The sequence below is a fragment of the Clostridium arbusti SL206 genome, assembly GCF_000246895.1.
GTDB lineage: Bacteria > Bacillota > Clostridia > Clostridiales > Clostridiaceae > Clostridium_I > Clostridium_I arbusti.
This window is the reverse complement of record NZ_BAEV01000022.1, coordinates 35,948-44,754: the sequence shown is the minus strand read 5'-3', so window position 1 is coordinate 44,754 and position 8,807 is coordinate 35,948. Positions and strand designations below refer to the sequence as shown.

Annotated in this window: 7 protein-coding genes; 6 read left to right on the top strand and 1 reads right to left on the bottom strand. The window is 31.0% G+C overall.

Annotated features, from left to right (window positions below; translation table 11 throughout):
- Positions 1-117 precede the first annotated feature (117 nt).
- Positions 118-1,341, top strand: a complete 1,224-nt coding sequence (gene pepT, locus RH99_RS06180; RefSeq protein WP_010235394.1) for a peptidase T — start codon at positions 118-120, stop codon at positions 1,339-1,341.
- Positions 1,342-1,445: 104 nt separating this feature from the next.
- On the opposite strand, the gene RH99_RS06175 is transcribed toward pepT, so the two are convergent.
- Entirely contained in the window at positions 1,446-1,808 is a 363-nt protein-coding gene (locus tag RH99_RS06175) for a sulfite exporter TauE/SafE family protein (protein ID WP_010235393.1), read from the bottom strand.
- Positions 1,809-2,263: 455 nt separating this feature from the next.
- On the opposite strand from RH99_RS06175, the gene RH99_RS06170 reads away from it, so the two are divergent.
- The 5 genes from RH99_RS06170 (at position 2,264) to RH99_RS06150 (ending at position 8,446) form a co-directional block, all read left to right on the top strand.
- Positions 2,264-4,453 (top strand): DNA topoisomerase III, encoded by a 2,190-nt coding sequence (locus RH99_RS06170; protein ID WP_010235392.1) that lies wholly within the window; start codon positions 2,264-2,266, stop codon positions 4,451-4,453.
- Positions 4,454-4,832: 379 nt separating this feature from the next.
- Positions 4,833-5,510, top strand: a complete 678-nt coding sequence (locus RH99_RS06165) for a response regulator transcription factor (protein WP_010235391.1) — start codon at positions 4,833-4,835, stop codon at positions 5,508-5,510.
- Positions 5,507-6,901 (top strand): sensor histidine kinase, encoded by a 1,395-nt coding sequence (locus tag RH99_RS06160; RefSeq protein ID WP_010235388.1) that lies wholly within the window; start codon positions 5,507-5,509, stop codon positions 6,899-6,901. The genes RH99_RS06165 and RH99_RS06160 overlap by 4 nt, the downstream gene beginning before the upstream one ends.
- 459 nt (positions 6,902-7,360) lie before the next feature.
- Entirely contained in the window at positions 7,361-7,930 is a 570-nt protein-coding gene (gene folE, locus RH99_RS06155; protein ID WP_010235385.1) for a GTP cyclohydrolase I FolE, read from the top strand.
- A gap of 30 nt (positions 7,931-7,960) precedes the next feature.
- A complete protein-coding gene (locus RH99_RS06150; RefSeq protein WP_010235382.1) occupies positions 7,961-8,446 on the top strand; it encodes an HD domain-containing protein in 486 nt (161 codons plus the stop codon).
- Positions 8,447-8,807 lie beyond the last annotated feature (361 nt).

Here is an 8,807-nt window from a genome sequence, read left to right as displayed (position 1 = left end):
ACACGTAGTATGCAGAGAACCAAAATCTTCTTTTCGATTTTGTGTGAATCGCTTTCACAGAGTGTGTGGGAGACTTACACCAAGTTAGTCAGGTTAAATATATGGAGGTAATATATTATGTATAGTGCAGTAGAAAGATTATTAAAATATGTGAAATATGATACTAAATCTGATGAAACTACAAGGGTAACACCTAGTACCAAAGGGCAGTTAGTTTTAGGTAAAGAATTAAAAAAAGAGTTAGATGAATTGGGACTTGAAAATGTATCTATGGATGAAAATGGTTATATAATGGCAACTCTACCTAAGAATATAGATAAAGAAGTAAAAGTTGTTGGTTTTGTATCACATATGGATACTAGTCCAGATATGACAGCCACAAATGTTAATCCACAGATAGTTAAAAATTATGATGGTAAAGATATAGTACTTAATGAAAAAGAGAATATAGTATTATCACCAAAGGATTTTCCTGAAATTACAAGTTATATAGGAAAAGACCTTATAACTACAGATGGAACAACCCTTTTAGGAGCAGATGATAAAGCGGGAGTTTCAGAGATAATGGCTGCTGTAGAATATCTTGTTAAGCATCCAGAAATACCTCATGGTACAATAAAAATTGGTTTTACTCCAGATGAGGAAATTGGAGAAGGTGCAGATCATTTTGATGTTAAGAAATTTGGTGCTGACTTTGCCTATACTGTAGATGGTGGGCCAATTGGAGAATTAGAATATGAGAATTTTAATGCAGCCTCTGCCAAAATATTTGTTAAGGGAAGAAATGTTCATCCAGGAACAGCAAAGGATAAAATGATAAATTCAATGCATATAGCTACAGAACTTATTGATATGCTTCCTTGCAGTGAAAGACCGGAATATACGGAGGGCTATGAGGGATTCAATCATCTTATTTCCATTAATGGTGAAGTTGAAGGTACCAAGCTTTACTTCATAATAAGAGATTTTCATAGAGAAAAATTTGAAGGTAGGAAAAGACTTATGCTTTCTACCGCAGAATTTTTAAATGGAAAATATGGAGAAGGCGTAGTTAATGTAGAGTTAAAAGATCAATACTATAATATGAAAGAAAAAATTGAACCTGTAAAGCATATTGTAGATGTGGCTTATAAAGCTATGGAAGAAGTAGGAATTACACCTATAGTAAGTCCTATAAGAGGAGGAACTGATGGAGCAAGACTTTCTTTCATGGGACTTCCAACACCTAATTTATTTACAGGTGGACACAATTATCATGGAAAGTATGAATTTATACCAACCTTTGCTATGGATAAGGCTGTAGACGTAATATTAAAAATAATAGAGCTTCATTCCAAATAGAATTTTAAGAATTGTTTTTAATAGTAGAATAGGTTAAAAGTACCCTGTAAGGTAGAACCAGTTTCTTTCTGTGTTCATACTACAGGGTACAGTTCGTTATTATACTACTTTCCAAAGAACATTTTTGCGGCTATCAAAACCAAAAATACAGCAAAGGCCTTCTTCATAATATCTTGAGGAAGAGTATTTGCAAATCTTCCACCATATTTTGCACCTATGAACATAGTAATGCACATTAAAATCCCGGCAACTATATTTACATTTCCCTTTTTATAATATTCTAAAAATCCCAAAAGACCAACAGGAGGCAATAATATAGCGAGAGAAGTGCCTTGTGCCATAAGTTGACTAAAACCCATGATGTACATTAATCCAGGTATGATTAGTGTGCCTCCGCCAATACCAAATAGTCCACTTAGTATGCCAGAGGCAAAGCCTAATATAATATAAAATAAATATGAAAGCATATATTCTAAGAACTCCTTTCTCAATTATTATAGATAATTCATATAAACTTAGTGGGAATATAAGATTCCATGAAGGCTATTTTAAAAATAAAGTGGCGATTAACTAATATAATTAGCATATTTGGGTTAAATTATTATTGTAAATATGAATTAAGATATTTGTTATGAAAAATTTATCAAGTATGTTAGGAGGGCTCATAATCATGTCTCATAAGGGAAATAAAAATGATAAGAATAACAAGAAGGTAGGGCAAAAAACACATAAAGAATTAGAAGAAATGGAAGAAAAACAAAAGAATAGATAATATGTAAAGGATGAAGTCTTAATTATTAAGGCTTCATTTTTTATAGTGATTTTAGCACAAGAGAAGACCAAGGCTTCATGATGTGACTTAGTTCACAATGGGTTTTACTTGTGTTACTATTATTATAGTTGATTTGAAAGGAATGTTAAAATGAGTAAAATATTAGTGTTAGCAGAAAAACCCTCAGTGGGAAGAGATATAGCAAGAGTTTTAAATTGTAGTAAAAAAGGTAATGGGTTTATAGAAGGCAGTAAATATATTGTTACCTGGGCCCTTGGACATTTAGTTACACTAGCTGATCCAGAGGCTTATGATGAAAGATATAAAGCTTGGAGAATTGAAGATCTGCCAATGATGCCAGACCATTTAAAGCTTGTAGTTATAAAGCAAAGTGGTAGACAGTTTAATGTCGTTAAAGCCCAGATGAATAGAAAAGATGTAGAGGAAATTGTTATAGCTACAGATGCCGGTCGTGAAGGAGAACTTGTTGCAAGATGGATAATAGAAAAGGCTCATGTAAGAAAGCCATTAAAGCGTCTTTGGATTTCTTCAGTTACAGATAAGGCTATAAGAGATGGTTTTAATAAATTAAAAAATGCAAGAGAATATGAGAATCTTTATGCTTCAGCTGTGGCTCGTTCAGAAGCAGACTGGTTTGTAGGTATTAATGCAACTCGTGCATTAACTTGTAAATTCAATGCACAGCTTTCCTGTGGAAGAGTACAGACACCTACTATTGCTATAATTGCTAGGAGAGAAGAAGAGATAAAGAATTTTAAGCCTAAAACTTTTTATGGAATAACTGCCGAGGCTAACAATTTAAAGCTTTCTTGGAATGATGCGAGAAATAAAAGCTTTAGAACCTTTGACAAGGAAAAGGTAGATAAGATACTTACAGCTATTAGAAATAAAGATGCTAAGGTAATTGAAGTGGATAAAACTCATAAAAAGAGTTATGCTCCTCAGTTATATGATCTAACTGAGCTTCAGAGAGATGCCAATAGAATATTTGGGTATTCTGCAAAGGAAACACTTTCTCTAATGCAAAGACTATATGAAAGTCACAAGGTGTTAACTTATCCAAGAACGGACTCAAGATATATATCCTCTGATGTAGTAGATACTCTAAAGGATAGAGTTAGAGCTTGCGGTGTAGGCCCATATTCAAGGTTAACTGTTAGGGTGTTAAAAAATCCAATAAAGGCAAGTAAACATTTCGTAGATAACGCCAAGGTTTCTGACCATCATGCTATTATTCCAACAGAGCAGTCTGTTACCTTGAGTTCTTTAAGTGATAAAGAGAGAAAAATATATGATTTAGTAGTTAAGAGATTCTTAGCTGTACTTTATCCACCTTTTGAATATGAACAGACTACAATAAAGGCAAAGATTGGTGAAGAACTATTCATTGCAACGGGTAAGATTGTTAAATCTCAAGGATTTAAAGAAGTATATGAAAACAATTTCCATGAGGAACATTCTGAAGATGATATTTCAGAGCAGATACTTCCTAATATAAATAAGGGTGATGTGTTAAAGGTTAGTAAGATTATTGATACTAAAGGACAAACTAAACCGCCAGCACTATTTAATGAAGGAACGCTACTTTCTGCTATGGAAAATCCAGCAAAATACATGAATAATGAGAGCAAGGATTTAATAAAGACTATAGGGGAAACAGGGGGACTTGGTACCGTAGCTACAAGAGCAGACATTATAGAAAAGTTATTTAATACTTTCCTCATAGAAAAGAAAGGTAAGGATATTCATATAACTTCAAAGGGAAAGCAACTTTTAGAATTAGTCCCAGAAGGATTAAAGTCACCTACACTTACAGCACAGTGGGAGCAGAAACTTAGTTCTATTTCAAAAGGTTCTTTGAATAAAAATAATTTCATTAATGAAATGAAAAGTTATGCTAAGGAAGTTGTAAATGAAATTAAAAATAGTGAAGAAAAGTTTAAACATGATAATATGACAAGAGTTAAATGCCCTGAATGTGGTAAATACATGTTAGAGGTTAATGGTAAAAAGGGAAAGATGCTTGTTTGTCAGGATAGAGAATGTGGTTACAGAAAGGGTATAGCAAGAGTAACAAATGCAAGATGTCCAAATTGTCACAAAAAGTTAGAACTTCGTGGAGAAGGAGATGGACAGATATTTGTATGCAGTTGTGGATATAGAGAAAAGCTTTCTGCTTTTAATGAGAGAAAGAAAAAGGAAAATACCAAGCTTTCTAAAAAGGATGTGTCAAGATATCTTAAACAGCAAAATAAAAAAAATGATGAGCCTATTAATTCAGCACTAGCAGAGGCACTGGCTAAACTTAAGTTAAAGTAGTAATTTATTTGAAGTGCCTAAGATTATTGAAGGAACGTGTTAAGCAATAGATGAAGGAAAATGGGTATTGTAATATAGATAGAAGGATTATATTAAACTGCAATGACTTTGTATATATTTTAAGTCTATTGCAGTTTTCTCAATTGGAGATTATAGATTTTCTACATGTGAATAATTGTTAAATAAACACACAATCTTCACATAATTCATATATAATTTTTCTGAAATTCTATGCTACAATTGTATTAAAATTAAAATAAGAATAGTTAGTTCATATCTATGAATGATTTTCACTATTTTTATTTTAAGCACATAAGTTGGAAATAATATTTATTTAAAAATACAGTGAAATTAAATATATGATATTGAGGTGATAGCTTTGCCAAAAAAAATATATCTTGTAGAAGATGAAAAAAGTTTGAATATTTTATTAGAAAAATACTTGCAAAGAGAAGGCTATGAAGTCACTACTTTTTCTGATGGAGAGTCTGCACTAGAAAGAATAAAGGATATGCCAGATCTTTGGATACTTGATATAATGCTTCCGGACATTGATGGATACGATATAATTAAAGCAGTTAAACATAATAACAAAAGTACCCCTGTAATATTTATGTCAGCTAGAAATGAGGAGCTTGATAGAGTAGTTGGTTTAGAACTGGGTAGTGATGATTATTTATCAAAACCATTTCTTCCAAGAGAGCTTGTTATTAGAACTAACAAGCTTTTAGAAAGGATTTATGGAAAAGATGATAAAATAACTGAAGAAGCTGTATTGGACATCAATGGATATAAGATAAGTAAAAGCCAAAGGACAGTTTTTTTAGATAATATGGAAATACAATTTACAAATAAGGAATTTGAGCTATTAAATTATCTCATAGACAATAGAAACAATCTTCTATCTAGAGAGCAAATTTTAATTAGCGTTTGGGGCGATGATTACTTTGGTTCAGATAGAGTAGTAGATGATACTATAAGAAGACTTCGTAAAAAGGTAAGTGAACTAACTATTGAAACCGTATATGGATATGGATATAAGATGGTGATTAAATGATTAAGATAAGAGGTCCTAAATTTAAGTCATTAACAATGAGAATATGGATTACATTTACCATTATAATTCTAATAATAATATGCAGTATTTCAATCATTTATTTGGTTGCTTTTAGGTCAATTGATGAGAAAGCTAAAATTCAGGATTTAAAAGTTGCTCATTATATGGTGCTAAATACAAGTAATCTTGATCAGCCTCAAAACGGATTCGGTAAGATGAGAAATCTTAGAGGAATCAGTAATCTTGTTGTCAGTGTAGATAGTAGTAATAGAATTAATATAAGTAAGATGGGAAAACCACCAGATGAACCTGTACAAGGTTTTCCACCTTCATCGGGAGTTAATCAAAGTTCTCTTGGAAATTGGATGGCTACTTTTATTAAAAGTAATAATGTCAATGAAGCACAGTTTAAGGAATCTTATCATGGCAGAAAGTTTTTTTTCATAATAAGTTCAATTAATAGCAGTGATAAATCAGAAAAATCATATTTGATATCTTATGTACCTAATATGGAAGATAATACATTGTTATATATGGTTATGGGTGTTGGGCTTATGTTTATAATTTTTGGATTTATTGCAGCTAAGATAGTTGCAGGATATATTGCAAAACCACTCAAACAGCTTGAAGACTATACTATAAGAATAGCCCATAAGGATTGGAAAGATCCTATTAAGGTTAAAAATGAAGATGAAATTGGAAGACTTGCAAATTCAATGAATACTATGAGAACAGAGTTAAAGCGGGCTGATGAAGAAGAAAAAATGTTTTTACAGAGTATTTCCCATGATTTAAAGACACCAGTTATGGTAATTATGAGCCATGCAGAAGCTATAATAGATGGCATGTATATAGATTCTGTAGAAAAGACAGCTGATATAATAAAGAATGAAGCTATTAGTCTTGAAAAAAAGATTAAACAATTATTGTATCTTAATACTTTAGACTATGTTCTTGAAAATAACAGTAAAGCTACTAAGTTCAGTTTACGTCAGTTACTTTTATACATTATAAATAGATTTGAGATGGTAAATAGCTCAATTCAGTGGGAACTAGATATAGAAGAAGCTTATATTTATGGAAATTCAGATAAAATACAAGTTTCAATTGAAAATGTATTGGAAAATTCTCTTAGATATGCAAAAGAAAAAATTTCAGTAAAATTAAGAAAAAAGGATTCTTCCATAGTATTAGAAATATATAATGATGGACCTAAGATAGATGAAAAGCATATAAATCACATTTTTGATAATCTTTATAAGGATAAAACTGGAAATTTCGGGCTTGGACTAGCAATTTCTAGAAAGATTATAGATTTTTATAGTGGTGAAATAAAAGCTATAAATAGAGATAAAGGTGTGAGTTTTATAATTAAAACGCCTACAGTGTAGATTACTCCAACTTATAGAAGGTAGAGCTTATTGTCTGCTGAGAGTTTGTAACCTAAAATCTCAGCAGGCTTAAGATTCTTTTACACCCAGGTTACTGTATGATAGTGCTCAGTAAATGAGCATCGAATATTTTACCAATGAAAAGGAGCTTTATAATTTATTTCTGGTATTATATCAGCTAAAGTAAATAAATAAAAATATCAGGTGTATTTTATCCTTGTGAATGGTAAAATAAAAATAGTTTATGTTATTGTAAAGATAAGCTATTTTTATCTATGTGATATATTATTTACAATACTTAAGGCATATGAAAATAAATAGACTAGCATACTGACTAGTTATTTATTTGAATGTGCCTAATATAATATGAAGTTTTTATATAATAATTATTTATATAGATAAAAAATTATTAGTAAATAAAATAGTATTTAATTTATTATACAGAATGGAGAAAATACAATGATGGATAAAGATAGAATTGAAAAGGCTGTAAGAGAGATTCTAATAGGAATAGGTGAAAATCCAGATAGGGAAGGTCTTCTTGAAACACCTAGAAGGGTAGCAGAGATGTATGAAGAAATATTTGAAGGACTTCATAAAAACCCTTTAGATGATGTTAAAAAGTTCCATGAAGATCATGATAATGGAATGATAATAGTTAAAGATATACCTTTGTATTCAATGTGTGAACATCATTTATTACCCTTTACAGGAGTGGCACATATTGTTTATATTCCAAATGGAGGAGAAGTTTTAGGATTAAGTAAATTAGCTAGAATTGTAGATACAGTATCAAAAAAACCTCAACTTCAGGAAAGATTGGGTAATGAAATTGCAGATGTTATTTTAGAGGCTGTAGATTCAAAAGGTGTTGCCGTAGTAATTGAAGCTGAACATTTATGTATGACTATGCGTGGGATTAGAAAGCCAGGATCTAGAACTATTACTACAGCTTTAAGAGGAGTTATGAAAACTGATTCACAAACTAGGATGGAAGCACTTTCTCTTATTAATGGAAGAGTTTTATAAATAAATTCATTTAGAGGAGCAGTAGTTTTCATGGGTGAAGTTGATAGAATTAATTTAATATTTAATAATAAAATCTATAGAAAATACTTAGAAAAAAATAAAAGTTATGAAGAAAATAGGTGCTTTTGTTTGCACGACTTAGAGCATTTTTTAGATGTTGCTAGAATTGCATATATAATGGCACTTGAAAAACATATTGATATTTCAAAGGATATTATTTATGCATCGGCTTTGCTCCATGATATTGGAAGATGGCAGGAGTACAAATATAATATTCCTCACGATGAAGCCAGTGCTGAATTAGCTATAGAAATTTTACAGTTATCTGATTTTAACGTTGATGAAATTAGGATGATAACAGAAGCCATAAAAAATCATAGAGGTGAAAATGAGAGCTCATCATTGAGTTCTTTACTGTATAAAAGTGATAAACTCTCTAGAAAATGTTATGGATGTGCTGCTTCTCATGAATGTAACTGGAGTTTAGATAAGAAAAATTTAGATATAATATATTAAAAATATGTTATTTTAACCTGACTAACTTGGTGTAAGTCTCCCACGCACTCTGTGAAAGTGATTCACACAAAATCGAAAAGAAGATTTTGGTTCTCTGCTTGCACTCTGCGAAAGCGATTCACACAAAATCAAAAAAAAGATTTTGGTTCTCTGCTTTTCTTAAAGTGGGAGTCCAACGCCAAGTAAGCCATGCATTCGCAGTTCTAAAATTCAGATGGGGTAAAAGAATCCCCACCTGAATTAAGAACTTGCTTCAATGACTTTAGTAATATAGATAAGTGAAAAAACGACTAATAAGGCATGTGAAAATAAATAACAAGTGAAATATACTAGTATACTGACTAGTTATTTATTTGAAGAT